Consider the following 17,173-nt stretch of genomic DNA (forward strand, 5'->3'; position numbering starts at 1 on the left):
CTGACCCCAAGCGAATACGTTAAATCCAACCAGGTCAGACTGCTCGAAGCGGCTAGATTCTAGTTTTGAATCCCATCAGAATTGGGGGAACATCATGATTTTAAGTTTTCTAGGATTGATTCGCCTGTTGAACTGGAATGGCTTGGAAAAGCGGTTGCACTTGTAAGCAAGTGGAACCGTCACGAAGCCGACTTGCTACAAATCCAGATAAACTCGATAAACCCGCTCTTCGCAGTGAGCGGTAATGGGCTCACCGGTATTTTTACTCGAATATATAGAGCGATCGGCGATCTTGAACTTAGCGTACAGCCGGGCGGTGGTGAGGTCTTTGCGCCCGGCGAAGTTTATGATTTTTTCCGGGCTTTACGGGTGCAAATTTTATCCGCTAAACAGTCCATCCTAATCGTCGATCCTTATATGGATGCGGACGCATTTGACAAATACTGTCACGAGGTTGCGCCATCCGTAGCCGTTTACCTCGTCGTGGGAACAAAACGTGATGGTGGTGCGAATCAGTATTTGAACGGTCTGAAGGGCGCGGTTGGAGATTTCAATAAATCTTACGGGGCTTCCATTGAAATACGACAAAGCGGGGACCTCCATGACCGGATTTTGATTATTGATTCCGAGAAGGTTTGGGTGATCGGCCAATCCATCAAAGACGCAGCGAAAGATTCTCCTACGTACTTTGTACCATTGGATCCTGGCACTGCGTCACTTAAGCGCGAGTATTACGAGAGAATTTGGAGTGCGGCAAGGCCGGGTTAAATCGGCGTCCCCAGGCAGGCCATAAATTACCTCTGAATATATCTCTACCGATAACTTGCTTCGGAAAGTTTCGCTCTCACTCCATATCCGTTTTGATTTAGAAACTTGTCGATTATGTGCGCGGGGGTTTCGTGTTTGGGGCCTAAAATTACGTCGGTAATAAAAGGCGCAAACCCACTAAAATCGTATTTTAGATACGGAACAAGAGAATTTCCTCTTGGACGATAAAAATAATTGGAAGCTCCTCTCATTGAGAGGTTAAGCAGACGCCACTCTTCCTCTTCTTTAAACGCAGGCAGTTTCAACCTAAACAATAGGTCGTGAATATCCTTCGATCCTAATGCGAATTTAGACATCATTATTTCATCCGAACTATGTGGACCCTCGTAATTTAGCGGGGGTACATTAGCCATCGTTTTATCAAATGGCATCAAAGGGTTGTTATTTACGTAATCAAGTATTCTTTGGTAGATGGGCTTCGTTAACGACCAATGAACGGCTGAATCGTATTCAATTTTTTCAAGAGACAGAGGGGGTTTCCCACTTTGCATTGCCAATTTCAGCAACGAATCATAGGCAAATCCAATTGCCACACCAGTGGCATCTTTCGCATACCCTCGCCATTGGCTAAGCAAATCGCCTCTCTCGGATAGACAAAAACCCAAACCTTCCCATTGTCTTTCATACTGCATAAATGTGTATTTGAAGCGCCACATCACTTGCTCTTTGAAAACCCCCTGTGCGGCAAGACGGTCTATAATCCTTGCAATGATCTTTTCACCCTCTAACGTATCGTTTGATAGAGATAAAGAGGAAAGCCATATGGACTTCGTTTTCACAATCTCATAGAAGGCTTCCGTTGAGCAATAGTGGTATAACGTGCGAGGCGGCCCTGGGGATTGCATGGGATTTTCCTATGGATGAGCTAACGGTATATTACCGCTCTTTGACTCCCCCTGGGAAATCGGCCACTTTTGATATGAGCGAAGACCGGTAATTGCTATTGGAAGCGCTCGAATTGTTGTACTCGGTCGTACGCTATGGCTTGGCTGCTGAGTACGGCCAGGGTTAGCGCTCCACGCGCGCCGAGCAACTCGGTGCCACTGGAATGCTGTAACTTATTGCACTTATTTTTGTGAAGTGGTGCGTTTCCACACCTTCATGTCCGTCACAAAACTATCGATCAATTTCTTGTCGCGGTATACATTCACTCCGATGCGGCGCTTTTTGGCGGCTTCCTCCCCTATGTGAATGAAGAGGCGGCGCAGCTCGTGCATCACAACGTAGACATGACCGGCAATAGCCCATGAGCAATGAAAAAGGCCCGGAAACTTATCCGGGCCTTTTTCAAAACGAAACACTGAAAGTAAACGCTTTCAAGTGCTCCGCTTCACTCAGCCTATCTATCTCAATTCCGAAAAACATTTCGCGGCGTGTGAGCCAGTCGCCACCCATTTATTTAGATGACGATCACAGCGCCGATGATGAGGCCGATTATCACTCTCGCCAGCATGTTATCCTTTAGCCAGCTGTCTGCCGTCTTCATTACAACCGCCCGCTTGTGCTCTATACGTTGCGGATCAAGCAATTTATCCCAGCTATCGGTATCGGCTTTTTCTTCAACCGGGACCCCGAATTTCGCCGCCAGCCGTCGGGATAGGCGGTCTGCCGCCAAGACGGACGCAAATAACGCCGCAATGATAAGAAGGAAGTAGGGAAACGCTATAAAGAATTTGATCGACTTGTCGGAGTATTGCTCCATCAGCGGAAAGCCGAAACTGTTAAGGGAAAACGCGAACACCCCCAGCAACGGGAGGAAGAAGCAGACAACCAGACTATGAAAAAAGACTTGCTTCATAGCACTACCTCCTTTATATCTAGAATGCATACGGCCGTGGTTGCTTCAAACTTGCCATGGCCACCCCTACCCCGAAAGTTAATTTCACCCTTTTTTTGTGTAGTACCATGAATACGTTATATTTTTTTCAACTTAACGCTATTGCTGTCAGCTCTTGCACTTTTCTTGATCTCATGGTAGGAAGACTGCCATAGCCGGTGTGAAGAAGTTGTTGCAACAATGTGATGATTGTGTGAAAAATGTGAGCAAGATGTCATATCCTTGTGAGGTATTTGTGAAAACCCACAGGCTGAAAATTTGGCTGACAGCGCGGAAAGGTCAGGCCCATCGGCTGCACATCACGTGGGCCGAGCAATCCGAAGGAATGGTGGAATTCAGGGACCCCAGGACTGTAGGTCGGTCACGGACGTGCCGGGGCCCGCTACGCGAATAAGTTGCCCGGACTCATCCGCTATGCGGGATTTGCTTTGAGGGAAGAAAGCTGGCAAAAGTGGAACTAGAGGTCTCCCCTTAGCGTCTCCCCCTATGCGATTGCTGGGAGCGCCAGCCCACAACGTCATGCATGTGGCGGTGACGGGATGCACACCTGCTGCTAACTTAATGCTAACTCGATATTAAGCCCGTGATATACGTGCTGCCCCCGCGCCCGGTCCGGGCTATCGGACAATAGGCGTTGAAAGGAAAAAAGGGATAAGGGATAAAAGGAAAGGATCAGGGGATTGGAGATTAGGCAACATACTACCCACGCCGGCGCCAGAGCGGATTCACAAGCTGAAGACGCCGGCAGGTAGGAGATGATGCAAAGTCTGAGAGAAGACGCGATGCGCCGCTCGTCAATAGCCCGTCCCAGAGCCGCCTGTTCCGGCCCCCGGGGTTTTTTCGGTACCATAGTCGTAGACACCTTCCTTGCGGTGCTCTCTATACTCTTCTTCGCTTAATGATTCTTGCTGGTTTCTGTCGAAACGGTTCTTCCTTTCGGCTTCTTCCCCTCTGGTCGTGCCTTTCTCGAACGGCTTCCCTGGTATTACCGGTGGCTGCATGGAATCGGAGGGCCTTTGCATGCCAGGACCCTGGCCGGGCGTGTTGATTTGTGCGTGAACCCAACCCGTCATAGTTAAAAGGACCGCCCCAAGCAGTGGTCGCACTGTTTTATTATTCATGATGGATAGGTAGTTCATGGATAACTCCTTTTGTCGATCAGCGGATTGCTGTCTCAATATCCTATCCCGCGATTAAAAACTAGACTGTACGACAACGCACAAAAAGTATCTCAAGGTGCCTGGACGGCCAGGTGCTCCTGTTTGGCGCGAGGGACACCACACCCGCAGGTATATGCGCACCACCTGGCACCACGCCGAATCAACCTTAACTTTCGTTTTGATCCGGTTTGGACAGCAGCCTTTTTATGCCAACTGTCAACCGCCAAATGTCCGGTCCTGCCGGCGGAACCAGGATAAGGCATGCTCGAAATGCTGAGGCTCGAAGTCCGGCCAATACTCATCCCGGACATAAAAGTCAGCGTAAACGGACTGCACTGGAAGAAATCCGCTTAACCGGCGCCCTCCTCCCCAACGCACGATCAGGTCCAGACGCGACACGTCGTTTGATCGGAGACTGCCGCTCTTGAGACCGCCCAGGTCCCATTCCCAGCCATAGTTGACGAGCAGGTTCACCTTCATCCCGCTGCCCTGGCGCGTTCTGAATTTTTCAAGCACCTTGGGAAATTGCGCCGAACATTCGTCGCCAACCACAAGCAGAGCCGCCCCCCGGCGTGCGATCTCAAAAGCAAATTCCACGGACGCATCGGTAAACGCCAACTTCTGGCGGCCGGGCCGCTTGGTGTTATCCTGGGTGAAACAATAAATGGAGGCTTCCGCGATACCCCGCTCTTTGCATATTTCGTATAAGGATAATCCTGGGCCGATCCCATGGATATATCCATCCTCTTTCGGCAAACCCCGATTTAATGCCCATCGGCGGTTACCGTCCGGAATGAAGCCGATATGCTGCGGATTCCTGTTCTTTGCCATTTAGTAGTCCTTATATGAAGCAATCGAGTTTTACGCGGCGCCCGCTCAAGCGTTTACTTTTTTTTCGCTCCCTCAACCAGGTAAAGCCAGGTATCCACTACAGTATCCGGATTCAGGGAGAGGCTCTCGATGCCCTCTTCCATAAGCCACCGCGCCAGATCAGGATGGTCGGATGGTCCCTGTCCACAAATGCCAATGTATTTTCCCGCCCTGCGGCATGCCTGAATGGCCAGCCGCAAGAGCGCCTTTACCGCTGGATCGCGCTCATCGAAGGATTCCGCGACAAGGCTGGAATCCCGATCCAAGCCGAGCGTGAGTTGGGTCAGATCATTGGACCCGATGGAAAAACCGTCGAAGTACTCCAGGAATTGATCCGCAAGCAAAGCATTGGACGGAATTTCACACATCATGATCAGCCTCAGGCCGTTCTCGCCCCGCTTCAGGCCGTTCTCCTCCAACAGGCTTACGACACCCCGGGCTTCGGTCACGGTGCGAACAAACGGAATCATGATCTCCAGATTGCTAAGCCCCATATCGGCGCGCGCCTTTTTCATCGCCCGGCATTCAAGCTTAAAACAGTCGCGAAACGCCTTTGCCACATAGCGCGACGCGCCCCGAAATCCCAGCATCGGATTTTCTTCCCTGGGCTCATATTGCTGTCCGCCAATGAGGCTTGAGTATTCGTTGGATTTAAAGTCGGACAGTCGGACGATAACCGGCTTGGGGAAGAATGCGGCACCGAGCGTGGCAATACCCTCGGCAAGTTTCTCCACGTAAAAGCTGACAGGATCCGGATAACCGGCGCTTTGATTATCCACTTGCTGCTTCAGGTCAGCAGGTAGATCGGGATACTGCAGTACCGCGTTGGGGTGTATGCCGATCATGCGCGCAATAATGAACTCCAGTCGCGCCAGGCCAACGCCATCGTTGGGTATGCGCTGGAAACCGAACGCCAGATCCGGGTTTCCCACATTCATGGTGATTTTGACCGGCGGCTTCGGCATTTGCTCAAGCACCAGATCGACCACGTCCACTTCCAGCACCCCCTGGTAAATATTGCCGGTATCCCCTTCGGTACAGGAGACGGTCACCATCTCGTCTTCGGTCAGCATGCCAGTCGCGTTTCCGCAGCCCACTACTGCCGGAATGCCCAGCTCGCGCGCGACAATTGCGGCGTGGCAGGTCCGGCCGCCGCGATTGGTGACAATGGCCGAGGCACGTTTCATGACTGGCTCCCAATCGGGATCCGTCATGTCTGTCACCAGTACGTCTCCATCACGCACGCGCGACATTTCGCTGGCATCCAGTACCAGGCGCACCGGACCGCTACCAATTTTTTGGCCGATGGCGCGCCCCGATACCAGGATCTCTGATTTGCTTTTCAAGCGATAACGCCGCAGCGTGTTCGCACTCGCAGTGGATTGCACTGTCTCGGGTCGCGCTTGCAGGATGTAGAGTCTGCCATCCTGGCCGTCCTTGCCCCATTCGATATCCATGGGTCGGCCATAGTGCCGCTCGATTATAACCGCCTGGCGGGCAAGCTCCTCCACATCCTGGTCCGTAATCGAGAAGCGTCGGCGCGCTGCCTCATCCACATCCAGTGTCTCGACCGTGCGGCCGGGGCCCCCGCTGGTGGCATATTGCATCTTGATGAGCTTGGAGCCCAGGCCGCGCCGAAGAATGGCAGGCCTTCCCTGCTCCAGCGCAGGCTTGTAAACATAGAACTCATCGGGGTTGACAGCACCTTTCACCACGGTTTCACCAAGACCGTACGAGGAAGTAATAAAGACCACCTTATCAAATCCGGTCTCTGTATCCAGCGTGAAGATTACGCCTGAAGCGCCCATATCGCTGCGAACCATGCGCTGCACCCCAGCGGATAAAGCAACCTCGGAATGTATAAAGCCTTTGTCGACACGGTATGAAATAGCACGGTCATTGTAGAGCGAGGCGAACACCGCCTGGATCGCCTTGAGCAAATTGTCCAGCCCGTGAATGTTAAGATATGTTTCCTGCTGTCCGGCAAACGAGGCATTGGCTAAATCTTCCGCGGTTGCGGACGAACGCACCGCTACCGAAATATCTCCGGACCCCGCTTCCCGCAGCATTTTCTCGTAGGCGCCAGCAATTTCTTGCTTCAAGCGCGGCGGCAGTGGCGTCTCCACGATCCAGGCCCGGATCTCGGTCCCCGCAGCAGCCAGTGCTGTGACATCGTGCGTGTCCAACCGGTCGAGCATCTGGTTGATGCGCTGTGCCAGGCCGCCCTGAGCGAGAAACTCACGGTATGCATCGGCAGTCGTTGCAAAGCCGTTGGGAATGCACACACCTGCCTTTGTCAACTGGCTGATCATCTCTCCCAGCGATGCGTTCTTTCCCCCGACGCGACTCACGTCTGTCATGCGCAGGTCGTCAAACCATACCACGTATTGCGAATCACTCATCTTCTGCTCCTGTTCGAGGGTACGGTCGTGCTGCGCCACTCCACGTTTTTATTATAGAAACTTTTAAATAAAATCGTTGCTGGACGCTTTGTTCGGAAACATGCCGTAAACCCCCAAGTCCGGGTGTGGCGGCTAGAGCTGCCTCGTCTTTTTCGCTAAACCTAAGCACACGGTGTAGCGTAAATACCGAATCTTTTTGCCCTATTTGGAAAGAGCGGAAAGAGAAGCAATAGAATGGCCTTCCTGTCTGCCACTCTAGCTGGCAATCAGCAGGCCAATGCTCAAGGGCTTACGCGGAGGATGGCTGAAAGCCGGACCGGGCAGAGCGCTGAGGCGTGTGCATGCTGGGGCATATGCCCATCGGCCCGTATATCCTCTGATCCTCTTGAGAAACCCTGCGCCAACGCTGCGCCTACCCGGACAGGCTCCGCTACGCTTCGGCGCCATTCACGGGTTGTACCATCACCGGTTGTACCATTATCGGTGAGCTAAGCCAAATATCAGTTGACGTAACACGACCGCGCAGCCTTCTTTCTGTCCGATTGAGCCGGCATTGCCGTCGAAATGCTGGGCCACAGCCTCCTCAGGCAGTTCGAAGATGTGCCTTTTGACGAAATCACGCTGCCCTATCTGGATACAGCCGGAAGGCCGCGGCCTTGATGGAGCAGATCAATGCCTCGGCCCAGAAGGGATGCCCTACGACCGCTTCTGTTCAGTAACATTATGAGTCCGGAAGTTCGACGCGTTGTTGACTCTACGATTGCGCTGCATCTGGACTGCTTCGGCATATTTTTTGCCCCGATAGAAGGGGAGCTTGGGCCTCCCCTCTTCTCCCTCCGTTGGACTTTCTCACCGTTTAGATGCACTATGGACCACTATCAAAGCATCGAGGCAATGCGGTATGCGCTGGAATATGGTGACGGAATGTCCCGCGAAGTATTAGCCAGCACGGGTAGCGCGCGCTGCGGGCATAAGGCAAAGGAATAAGGGCGATCCCTTAAGGAGCTCTCAGGCTATGCGCGATAGCGTTCTTCCGAAATCCGCCAGCTCTTTTCCGGCTGGTCAACAGCGAAGGGCAAGCCATGAGCGTGGATTTCCATGTATTCCTGTAATCTCTGGATCAAAGGCAAAGGTGCTCCCATATGGCAGCACATTGCACGAATCGCTAACCTGCCCATCCCAAAGCCTCCCGGCGATATTTTGCCAGCAATAGCTTTACATCGGAATCTTCGGAGATTTCTTTTGCTGAATCGCTGAGAGCCCGGTCATCCGGGTACAGGTCAGCAAATGCCATGATCGACATGGCCGCGAGCTCCCATTCTTTTCTGGCAAATTCATTGTCGCTGCCATCTCTGAATTCAGGGCTTGTATAGACCGATCTCGGCCGATCCACCCGAAGACTCATTTGATAGAGAACGTATCCCACTACAAACATGAAAATGCCGGCGGCAAACATTTCTTTCGTGAAATAGACGATACTGAGGAAAAACGACGTTAGGTAAAGAATGACGCTGTTTCTCTGCTTTTTCCACGAAGTGGTGGGATAGGCAAGCGCCATCCAGTATTTGGCGATATACGCGGTCAGATCATCCGCGTTGTCCCATTTTTCCGCCAGCAACTTCGCTATCCGTGGCTGGGGTATGTCGGTTCTGCCGATCAATGCATGGGGAGCCACAACGATGGCGTACAGGGCAGGCAGTACCGCACCCCAATATACGCCGTCCACGTGCTTCGATGTAAATGCGAAATAGAGCGCGATGACATTGAGGATGAATACCATCCTGCCTCACTTTCGAATCAGCAAGGGCCTGAGCCCTTCGTTATGCCGAAAAGCATCTTGGCGCCAGCTGAAGAGGCTGAAGCCGCTACTCCAAGACGCCTTCTCATTTCATTCCCGGATGGGCGACGTTCTCGTTCCATCATTCTGCTGCACCACCCTTTCGGGCGCAGCGCTGATCCATTAGCTCGCCCCGGAGCTGGAAGGCCAGGGCAGTCGCGGATTTCTGGCTTGTCGTCACTGTACTGGGCGATGTATTGCTCCATGCAGGTGCTCGGTTTGCTGCTGCAGGGGTCATCAAGTCTACCACATTGACCACCCCCAACGTCCAAGCAGTGGGGGCTCCACATGCACGAGCGTAAGCGGTTGCCTGAGCAGTGGATTGTCGAGATGACATATTGCCCGACCGAAAGATAATTCGTAACCCGCCAATACACATTGACACATTGAGTATGCGCAATTCATCTCGGAGAGGGTTTATCCTCAGATCGTGTCCTCCGTTCAGCCTGATTCATAACCCCTCAGATTTCCCTGCATTGGCTTGCCCATCAGCGCGGCCCCTTCGCGCGCCAGGCCTGCCGCCTCGTCTACCGGAACAACCCAAACCTCAACCCGGCTTGCTCCGCTACTGATACACGATAATCCCCGGGCGTCACGGTTGGCGCGTAAATCGATGTCGATTCCGCACCACTCCATGCCTGCCAGGATTTTTTCTCGCACGTCGGGCACGTTCTCCCCGACACCCCCGCCGAAAACAACAGCCTCGGCGCCGCCGAGCACTGAAAAGTAGGCCCCGATGTATTTGCGCGCCTGGTAACAGTATACATTCAGCGCCAGTTGCGCGAGTTTGTCGGTCGACGCCAGCAAGTCCCGTACATCCGCGCTGATGCCGGACAAACCCAAAAGACCGGCTCGATCGTTCAATAGCTGATCCAGCTGCTCAGGCGTCAAATTCTCATGGCGGAGCAAAAATGTAAGCAGGCCGGGATCGACATTCCCTGAGCGAGTGGCCATCACCAGCCCCTCAAGTGGCGAAAACCCCATGGACGTGTCACGCGGCGACCCGTTGTCAGTCGCCGTAATTGAACAGCCGGCGCCGAGCTGCAATGAGATTATGCGCCCTTGGCGCCCCGCACCAGGTTGTATTCCTTGCCAGCTTTGCCACATGCCGTGATGCGCCAGCCCATGAAACCCGTAGCGGCGCAGCCCATGCTTTTCCGCCAGCATGTGCGGAAGGGCATACGTACGCGCGACCTCGGGCAAGTCAGTAAAAAACGCCGTGTCGAACACGGCTACCTGGGAGACACCCGTCCCCAGCACCTCGCCGGCTGCCCGTACCCACCGCAACGCCTTCGGGTTGTGCAATGGGGCGAGCGGTGCGACCCGGCCAATCTCCAGCTCCACTTCCTGATCGATGAGGCACGAGGCAGTAAGATTCATCCCTCCGTGCACCACGCGATGCACCGCCACTTTTATTTCCGTGAGCCCATGCGCGTCCAGGAATGCCTTAAGCATGATCTCGGGTTCGCTGTCTGATAACTCGTACCGTGCACTCGCCAACTGTGTCAGCGCTCCGCTATCACCGGAGAATGCCGCGAGACGGACGGAGGAACTACCAGTATTAACAGTCAGGATAATCATGAATATATAGTGTTGCCCTGTCGTCATTGCAGAGCCGGTATTTCGTCTTCAACGGGCTAACCGTCACAAGGTTGCGTGGGTCCTTCGGATGAAAAGATTGCAACGACGTGCATCAAATAAAACTTTTGCGTCGTGCTCTTGGCCTACTGAGCACGAGGTTGAATCGGTGGAAAATCCATGGTGGCGGCAATGTGTTCAATTTTCCTCACGCGACACCTGTTCCGGCATACTGCTCCCTGCTCGATTTATTTGAATCGCTTATTCAGGTACTGAAGTAATTGTTTTCAAAAACCGCTTTCCTCTTTCCCTTAATGCGTGCGCGCGGTTATTCGTAACCAATTTCCCCGTCATGCTTCACCGGCACCTGAAAAACTGAACGCGGGAGCAGTATAAGCACATACCGGATAGGATTATCTGTGCGGCGATTATCATATGATAATCGCCTCGCACCTCGGTACAGGGCGAATCTTCTTATGCTAGTACGGGTCTTCGCTGATCGTCCAGCATTCACCCCATGGGACGCTCAATTTAAAAGTTTACCGGGTGGCACTCCCTCGTACTGCCCCGCGGGTAAACCCAGCGGTGAAGCATGTTCGCGTCTCAGTGGCGATAGCGAGGCTAGAGCCAGCCCAACCATGCGGGGACGGCCCGGCCCCTCCCACGCGGACGTCCCCGCCCCCCTCCCACGATGGAATGGAACCGTAAAACAGGAGAATAGAAAAAATGTTCACCAATTTAACCCAAAAATTATGAGGGTCAACTAAAATATGCTGCGGGCACATTCCTCTTCAACGATCAAGAAAGGGTTTGCTATGAAGTTTGAGTGGCTCAAGGATGAGGTCAAAGGGAATTATTTGCTGTGCCTTGCCGGTTACCGAAGTTTATTTTTTCGTGGGACGCTTTCGCCAGAAGATAACGGCAAGCGTTTTTGGCGGCCCTTTCCAAAGGGGGAGCCGCGGGAAGTCCATGGAGATCTCGCCGCCGCCCAGCGTCACTGCGAGACAATGTGTTTAATCGCGAAGCACAATCCCAATAGCCAGGGGTAGACTAGCGGCAGTAGGCAGTAATAAGAAAGATGGAACGAGCTCGGCTTAATGAATATTTCGCGAATCAGATCATCAGGCAGGTAGCGTAGCCTTGTCTAGACGATGGCCAAACATCAAGCGGACGTCGCTATCGCAAGAAACTCTCGTAACAACAGCGCATTACCAGACCCGCGGCGTGATCACCGGCACCCGTTTGGGAACTTCCGCACAAATAAGTTTTCCGATTCAATTTATGAGATATCGATAGATTCGATAGTGTTATACTGCTTTCTTGAATGTTTGCAAGGAGACCGTCATGAAGAAATTATTCACCCTGCTGACCTTGGCTGTTTTTAGCTTCGGATTGGTCGCGTTTGACGCTGAAGCGAAACGCTTTGGTGGCGGTAAGAGCGTTGGCAAGCAACGTGAGGCCATCAGCCCGCAAGCAGCGCCCAAGTCGGGGCAAGCTCCGGCCGCTGCGCCGGCACCGGCAGCCGCTGGTGGAAGCAAATGGATGGGACCACTGGCTGGTCTGGCCGCTGGAGGATTACTGGCGGCGCTATTCATGGGCGGCGCATTCGAGGGCATTAACATGATGGATGTGCTGATGCTGGCCGCGCTGATGGCCGCTGTTTTCTTCGTGGTGCGCATGATGCGCAGACCGCGACAGGAAAATATGGCGCGTCCCATGCAATATTCAGGCCTCGGAACAACCGGGAGCAGCAGCCCGGCACCGACCGGCTCCGCCCCGGCAGAGCAAATGCCTGCATCCGGGACGGAAGCACCGACCCAGGCGGCGCCTGTTACCAAGAGTACAGGTAATATTCCCGCAGACTTTCAGGTCGAGCCGTTTCTGCGTAATGCCAAAACCTCTTTTATCAGGTTGCAGGCTGCCAACGACGCGCGCGACCTGAGCGATATCCGCGAATATACTACGCCGCAAATGTTCGCCGAGATCAGTATGCAGATCAATGAGCGCGGCGATGAACCTCAGAGGACAGAGGTCATGTCGATCGATGCGGAATTGCTCGAAGTAGTAACGGAAAATGACACAGCCATTGCCAGTGTCCGGTTCAACGGGCAGCTGCGGGAAGCGCCCAATTCCGCACCAGAAGCCTTTGATGAGATCTGGCACGTACAGAAAGACCTTAAAGATTCGGAAGCGGTCTGGCTGTTGGCGGGCATTCAGCAAGTTTCCTGACCTGAGCTGCAATGCTGGCATCCCTCGCGATAGCCCCGCTCAACCACTTGTTGCATGGGGAAAGCTGGGCGCGCAAGCGGCTGCAATCCTGCTCCGGGAAGACGGCGCGCTTCCGTCTTTCTCCTTTCATTGACGTCGCCCTGACCGTAAAGGCCAGCGGCGACGTATCCACTGCCGCGAGCAATGCTCGCGATGATGTCATTCTCACTATTGATCCGGTATTGTTGCCGCGTTTGCTTGCGCGCGATGAAGATGCGTTCCGTAACATCCGCATCTCAGGCGACAGCGCATTCGCAGACGAGCTTCTCCATGTCGGCAAACATCTGCGCTGGGATCTCGAGGAAGACCTGAGCAGGATATTGGGTGATATCCTCGCACATCGCGTGGTTCTCGCCGGCAAAAGTCTTACGCGTTGGCATGCCGAAACTATTCGGAACGTGTTGCAGATGTCGACGGAGTATTTAACCGAAGAGCGGCCTCTGCTCGCCAAACCGGTTTACATGTATGAGTTTGTCCACGAAGTAAGCGCGCTGCACGAGGCCGCCTTAAATTTGGAAAAACGTGTGAGCGCGCTTATGAAAAGACCCCTTTAGCAATGTGACTCAACTGAGAAGACTATCCCCACCTGGCTGGTTTCATTGGAACGGGCACTTGCGATTTAAGGTACGCCGTTCGGTATATTGGATCAGGGGTGCTTGACTATAGACGAACTGCTGTCATTGGAATAAATGCGTTTTCTTCGTCTTCTCAAAATTCTGGCTGTAGCGTTCCGTTTCGGCCTGGATGAATTTTTTCTCGGGCATGAGCGATTACGCCTGGTGCGGCCAGTCGTCAAAGTTGCTACATTCTGGCGCCGGCTGGAGAAGGCTCGTGGCGAACGCCTCCGTCTCGCGCTGGAGGCACTCGGCCCCATTTTTGTCAAGTTTGGCCAGATGCTTTCCACCCGGCGGGATCTCCTGCCGCAGGACATTGCTGACGAACTGGCTAAACTGCAAGATCAGGTTCCGCCGTTTCCCTCCAATCTTGCGATCAAATCGCTGGAGGAGGTTTATGGAAAAAGCGTTAACGAAGTCTTTCTGGTATTCGATGCCGAGCCGGTAGCAAGCGCATCCATCGCCCAGGTTCATCTCGCGGTACTTCACGACGGCACAGAAGTGGCGGTGAAAGTGCTGCGCCCGGGCATTGCGCCCGTGATCGCACATGACGTCGCGTTAATGGAAACCGGAGCGCTGCTGGTTGAATCACTCTGGCCCGACGGCAAGCGATTGAAACCACGTGAAGTCGTGACGGAATTTGCACGGCATCTGGACGATGAGCTGGATCTGATGCGCGAGGCGTCCAACTGCAGCCAGCTGCGACGCAATTTTCTCGACTCTCCACTGCTATTGGTACCAGAGGTTTACTGGGATTACTGCTACTCGAGCGTAATGGTGATGCAGCGCGTGAAGGGAACGCCCATCAGCCAAGTGGCCAAGCTGCGCGAACAGGGTATCGATATCCCGAGGCTTGCCAGGGTCGGAGTGGAAATCTTTTTTACTCAGGTATTCCGGGATGGTTATTTTCATGCCGATATGCATCCCGGTAATATTTTTGTGGGTAGCGATGGCCGCTATATCGCAGTGGACTTCGGCATCATGGGTACCCTTACGGACGAAGACAAGAATTATCTCGCACAAAATTTTCTTGCATTCTTCCGGCGCGATTATAAAAGGGTTGCAGAAGCCCATGTCGAGGCAGGATGGGCGCCGAAAAATACCCGCGTCAATGATTTCGAAACCGCAATCCGCGCCGTATGCGAGCCAATCTTCGATAAACCGCTGAAGGAAATTTCCTTCGGCCGCGTGTTGCTACGGCTATTTCAAACCTCGCGCCAGTTCAATGTGGAGATTCAGCCTCAGCTGGTCATGCTGCAGAAGACGCTATTGAATATCGAAGGACTGGGGCGCGACCTCGACCCGGATCTTGACCTGTGGACGACCGCAAAACCGTATCTTGAAAACTGGATGTCTGATCAGCTTGGCGTACGTGGATTCAGCCGCCGCCTGAGCAAGGAGGCTTCGAGCTGGGCCGTGATGTTCCCGCAGTTTCCGCGTTTGCTGCACCACGCTTTGAGTGAAAACCGCACGCAGGCGATGGATGAAAAAATCACGGAGATACTGATTGAGCAGCGGCGCCAGAGCCGCTTGCTGATTGTGGTCACGCTGCTGCTGGCAGTGCTGTTGTTATGGCAGTTATGGCAGTTATGGTAGTAGGATAACGGGGTTCCCTTCTCCACTTATCAAACTAGCGGATCGAAATTTGCGCAACTCCCCGGCCCGCATACCGGCGGGGGGCAGGCTCGACTCGCATTCCCACAGCTTCAGCCGCCCACCATACGCTATCTCAAACACTGAAGCGTGGGTGAATTTTGGTAAAATCTCCGTTTTTTTGTTTGCACGGCGATGGCACTACTGGAAATCCGTAATGTTACTCGGCGCTTTGGCAGCTATACCGCTGTCGACAATGTCACCGTTACCATTGAAGCTGGGGAATTCTTCACCCTTCTAGGTCCATCCGGATGCGGTAAAACGACGCTTTTACGGATGATAGCTGGCTTCGATCTTCCCGATTCCGGACAAATTCTCCTCGACGGAAAAGATGTGGTCGGCACGCCGCCGGAAAAGCGGCCTGTCCACACCGTGTTCCAGACCTATGCCCTTTTCCCGCATATGACGGTAGCCGACAATATTGCCTTTCCACTCAAGATGGCCGGTAAGGCTTTACCGGAAATTAAGGCTCGGGTAAGCGAGGCCCTTGATGGTGTCCGCCTATCTGACTTTAGAGGCCGCTTCCCACATGAGTTGTCGGGAGGACAGAAACAGCGTGTCGCATTGGCACGCGGCCTGGTCAACCGGCCACGGCTGTTACTGCTGGATGAGCCTCTGGGTGCCCTCGATGCAAAGCTGCGCGAAGAAATGCAGATCGAGCTTATTAATCTCCAAAAGGAAGTAGGAATAACCTTCGTTTTTGTTACTCATGCGCAGAATGAAGCGCTGGCGCTATCGCATCGGATAGCAGTGATGAACCGCGGTAGTGTCGAGCAAATTGACGAGCCTTCAAAAATTTACGGCTTTCCAGAAAACCGGTTTGTGGCCGATTTTGTTGGAAAGATCAGCATGATGTCCGCGCGGGTGCTGGAATCGACCCCATCGCACTTAAAACTTGAGGTCTCCGGATTGGGAGAAGTAGTCACTGTAGGGAAAGAGGGCGTGAAAGCAGGCGATAATGGCCTGGTTGCGATTCGACCGGAACAGGTTCGGATTTCGCACGCTTCGGACGAGCCTCAACTGAAAAACCATTTCCTTGGCAAGGTGCACGATTTTCTGTATGTCGGGGATGTTACGACCTATATAGTGGAGCTCTCCAACGGGGCCTATATCGAGGCCTTGTTGCCCAATTCAGCACCGGGACGAGCCAAGTTTTATGACGTTGGCGACGCCGTAGCGGTTTCATGGCGACACGATGCCGGGATTTTTCTGCATGAGTAAGGGAGATCTCAGAGAAGGCCGGGTGGCCAGATTACTCGTCGGCGGCCCTCCGTTTATCTTCCTGCTGATTTTCTTTGTCGGCCCTAGTCTCATCATGATCCTGACTTCGTTCCGTTTCCCGGGGGAGTTCGGGGGCCTGGCGCCGATTGCAGCGCCTGCGGCAAGCGCTGAGAGCGAGCATGGTTTCACACCAGAGGCCTACCAGTTTTTTTTTAGCGACCTGCTCTATGGGGAAATTTTCTTCAAGTCCTTCGCCATGGCCGCAGCCACCACTTTTATATGTCTTATCTTGGCCTATCCCTTGGCGGTGCTGATTGCACGCAGCGAAAAACGCTTTCGCAACCTGCTGGTCCTGCTGGTGGTCCTGCCGTTCGCAAGCAATTTCCTCATTCGCATTTATGCGTGGATGATCATTCTGGGCCCCGAGTCTGCCCTCAGCCAGTTTATCAATGCGATTCTCGGCGTATTCGGCATCGGGCCGGTGACACTGTTGTTTTCGCCATTTGCCGTATTGGTTGGAATGGTATACGTGCACCTGCCATTCATGGTGCTGCCGCTCTACACCAATCTGGAGAAGCACGACCCGGCGCTCCTGAATGCGGCACAGGATCTTGGCGCGAATGGTTGGCAGCGGTTTTGGCAAATTACCTGGCCCTTATCCCTGCCAGGCGTGTTTTCAGGCTCGGCGTTAGTATTCATTCCTGTACTCGGCATGTTCGCCGTTCCCGATATATTGGGAGGCACAGGTGATATTCTTATCGGCAATCTGATAAAGGATCAATTCCTCGGTACCCGGGATTGGCCCTTTGGCTCAGCGCTTTCAATCATGCTGACGCTGGCCGTGCTATCCGTCGCCGCACTGGCGACATGGCTCGCACGACCCGCTACCGGACAGCAGGGATAGC

14 protein-coding genes are annotated in these 17,173 nt (G+C 53.5%); 6 read left to right on the plus strand and 8 right to left on the minus strand.

The window, feature by feature from the left end:
* Positions 1–81: 81 nt before the first annotated feature.
* On the plus strand, positions 82–768 hold the full coding sequence (locus BM022_RS06580) for a phospholipase D-like domain-containing protein (protein ID WP_091137891.1): 687 nt from the start codon (positions 82–84) through the stop codon (positions 766–768).
* 44 nt (positions 769–812) lie between these two features.
* On the opposite strand, the gene BM022_RS06585 is transcribed toward BM022_RS06580, so the two are convergent.
* The 8 genes from BM022_RS06585 to BM022_RS06625 form a co-directional block, all read right to left on the minus strand.
* Positions 813–1,673 (minus strand): DUF2971 domain-containing protein, encoded by an 861-nt coding sequence (locus tag BM022_RS06585; protein ID WP_091137893.1) that lies wholly within the window; start codon positions 1,671–1,673, stop codon positions 813–815.
* 222 nt (positions 1,674–1,895) lie between these two features.
* On the minus strand, positions 1,896–2,129 hold the full coding sequence (locus BM022_RS06590; protein WP_091137894.1) for a hypothetical protein: 234 nt from the start codon (positions 2,127–2,129) through the stop codon (positions 1,896–1,898).
* 98 nt (positions 2,130–2,227) lie between these two features.
* Positions 2,228–2,626: a hypothetical protein gene (locus BM022_RS06595; RefSeq protein WP_091137896.1), complete on the minus strand. Its 399-nt coding sequence runs from the start codon at positions 2,624–2,626 to the stop codon at positions 2,228–2,230.
* An 833-nt stretch (positions 2,627–3,459) separates the two neighbouring features.
* Positions 3,460–3,804: a hypothetical protein gene (locus BM022_RS06600; RefSeq protein WP_091137898.1), complete on the minus strand. Its 345-nt coding sequence runs from the start codon at positions 3,802–3,804 to the stop codon at positions 3,460–3,462.
* Between the two features lie 237 nt (positions 3,805–4,041).
* Positions 4,042–4,656 (minus strand): undecaprenyl diphosphate synthase family protein, encoded by a 615-nt coding sequence (locus BM022_RS06605; protein ID WP_091137900.1) that lies wholly within the window; start codon positions 4,654–4,656, stop codon positions 4,042–4,044.
* Between the two features lie 53 nt (positions 4,657–4,709).
* Positions 4,710–7,097, minus strand: a complete 2,388-nt coding sequence (gene ppsA, locus BM022_RS06610; RefSeq protein ID WP_091137901.1) for a phosphoenolpyruvate synthase — start codon at positions 7,095–7,097, stop codon at positions 4,710–4,712.
* 1,165 nt (positions 7,098–8,262) lie between these two features.
* The gene (locus tag BM022_RS06620; protein ID WP_091137905.1) at positions 8,263–8,877 is read right to left on the minus strand and encodes a hypothetical protein; all 615 of its coding nucleotides are present in this window, start codon (positions 8,875–8,877) and stop codon (positions 8,263–8,265) included.
* A 498-nt stretch (positions 8,878–9,375) separates the two neighbouring features.
* Positions 9,376–10,542 (minus strand): acetate/propionate family kinase, encoded by a 1,167-nt coding sequence (locus BM022_RS06625; protein ID WP_091137907.1) that lies wholly within the window; start codon positions 10,540–10,542, stop codon positions 9,376–9,378.
* A gap of 1,314 nt (positions 10,543–11,856) precedes the next feature.
* Between BM022_RS06625 and BM022_RS06635 the strand changes: the two genes are divergently transcribed.
* The 5 genes from BM022_RS06635 to BM022_RS06655 all read left to right on the plus strand — a co-directional run bounded on the left by BM022_RS06635 (position 11,857) and on the right by BM022_RS06655 (position 17,172).
* Complete coding sequence (locus BM022_RS06635) at positions 11,857–12,741, plus strand: Tim44 domain-containing protein (RefSeq protein WP_091137910.1); 885 nt, start codon at positions 11,857–11,859, stop codon at positions 12,739–12,741.
* 11 nt (positions 12,742–12,752) lie between these two features.
* Positions 12,753–13,334, plus strand: coding sequence for a ubiquinone biosynthesis accessory factor UbiJ (locus BM022_RS06640; protein ID WP_091137912.1), 582 nt, complete (start codon positions 12,753–12,755; stop codon positions 13,332–13,334).
* Between the two features lie 135 nt (positions 13,335–13,469).
* A complete protein-coding gene (ubiB, locus tag BM022_RS06645; RefSeq protein WP_091137914.1) occupies positions 13,470–14,990 on the plus strand; it encodes a ubiquinone biosynthesis regulatory protein kinase UbiB in 1,521 nt (506 codons plus the stop codon).
* Between the two features lie 192 nt (positions 14,991–15,182).
* A complete protein-coding gene (locus BM022_RS06650) occupies positions 15,183–16,268 on the plus strand; it encodes an ABC transporter ATP-binding protein (RefSeq protein WP_091137916.1) in 1,086 nt (361 codons plus the stop codon).
* Positions 16,261–17,172 (plus strand): ABC transporter permease, encoded by a 912-nt coding sequence (locus tag BM022_RS06655; RefSeq protein ID WP_091137917.1) that lies wholly within the window; start codon positions 16,261–16,263, stop codon positions 17,170–17,172. Before BM022_RS06650 ends, BM022_RS06655 begins: the two co-directional genes overlap by 8 nt.
* Position 17,173 lies beyond the last annotated feature (1 nt).

It is taken from the genome of Nitrosospira sp. Nsp14 (assembly GCF_900113575.1).
GTDB lineage: Bacteria > Pseudomonadota > Gammaproteobacteria > Burkholderiales > Nitrosomonadaceae > Nitrosospira.

Excerpts from the sequence above, each read along its gene's own strand:
- ubiB (WP_091137914.1), top strand. The coding sequence starts at position 13,470 with ATGCGTTTTCTTCGTCTTCTCAAAATTCTGGCTGTAGCGTTCCGTTTC.
- BM022_RS06640 (WP_091137912.1), top strand. The coding sequence starts at position 12,753 with ATGCTGGCATCCCTCGCGATAGCCCCGCTCAACCACTTGTTGCATGGG.
- BM022_RS06625 (WP_091137907.1), bottom strand. The coding sequence starts at position 10,542 with ATGACGACAGGGCAACACTATATATTCATGATTATCCTGACTGTTAAT.
- BM022_RS06655 (WP_091137917.1), top strand. The coding sequence starts at position 16,261 with ATGAGTAAGGGAGATCTCAGAGAAGGCCGGGTGGCCAGATTACTCGTC.
- BM022_RS06620 (WP_091137905.1), bottom strand. The coding sequence starts at position 8,877 with ATGGTATTCATCCTCAATGTCATCGCGCTCTATTTCGCATTTACATCG.
- BM022_RS06585 (WP_091137893.1), bottom strand. The coding sequence starts at position 1,673 with ATGCAATCCCCAGGGCCGCCTCGCACGTTATACCACTATTGCTCAACG.
- BM022_RS06650 (WP_091137916.1), top strand. The coding sequence starts at position 15,183 with ATGGCACTACTGGAAATCCGTAATGTTACTCGGCGCTTTGGCAGCTAT.
- BM022_RS06600 (WP_091137898.1), bottom strand. The coding sequence starts at position 3,804 with ATGAACTACCTATCCATCATGAATAATAAAACAGTGCGACCACTGCTT.
- BM022_RS06635 (WP_091137910.1), top strand. The coding sequence starts at position 11,857 with ATGAAGAAATTATTCACCCTGCTGACCTTGGCTGTTTTTAGCTTCGGA.
- BM022_RS06595 (WP_091137896.1), bottom strand. The coding sequence starts at position 2,626 with ATGAAGCAAGTCTTTTTTCATAGTCTGGTTGTCTGCTTCTTCCTCCCG.
- ppsA (WP_091137901.1), bottom strand. The coding sequence starts at position 7,097 with ATGAGTGATTCGCAATACGTGGTATGGTTTGACGACCTGCGCATGACA.
- BM022_RS06605 (WP_091137900.1), bottom strand. The coding sequence starts at position 4,656 with ATGGCAAAGAACAGGAATCCGCAGCATATCGGCTTCATTCCGGACGGT.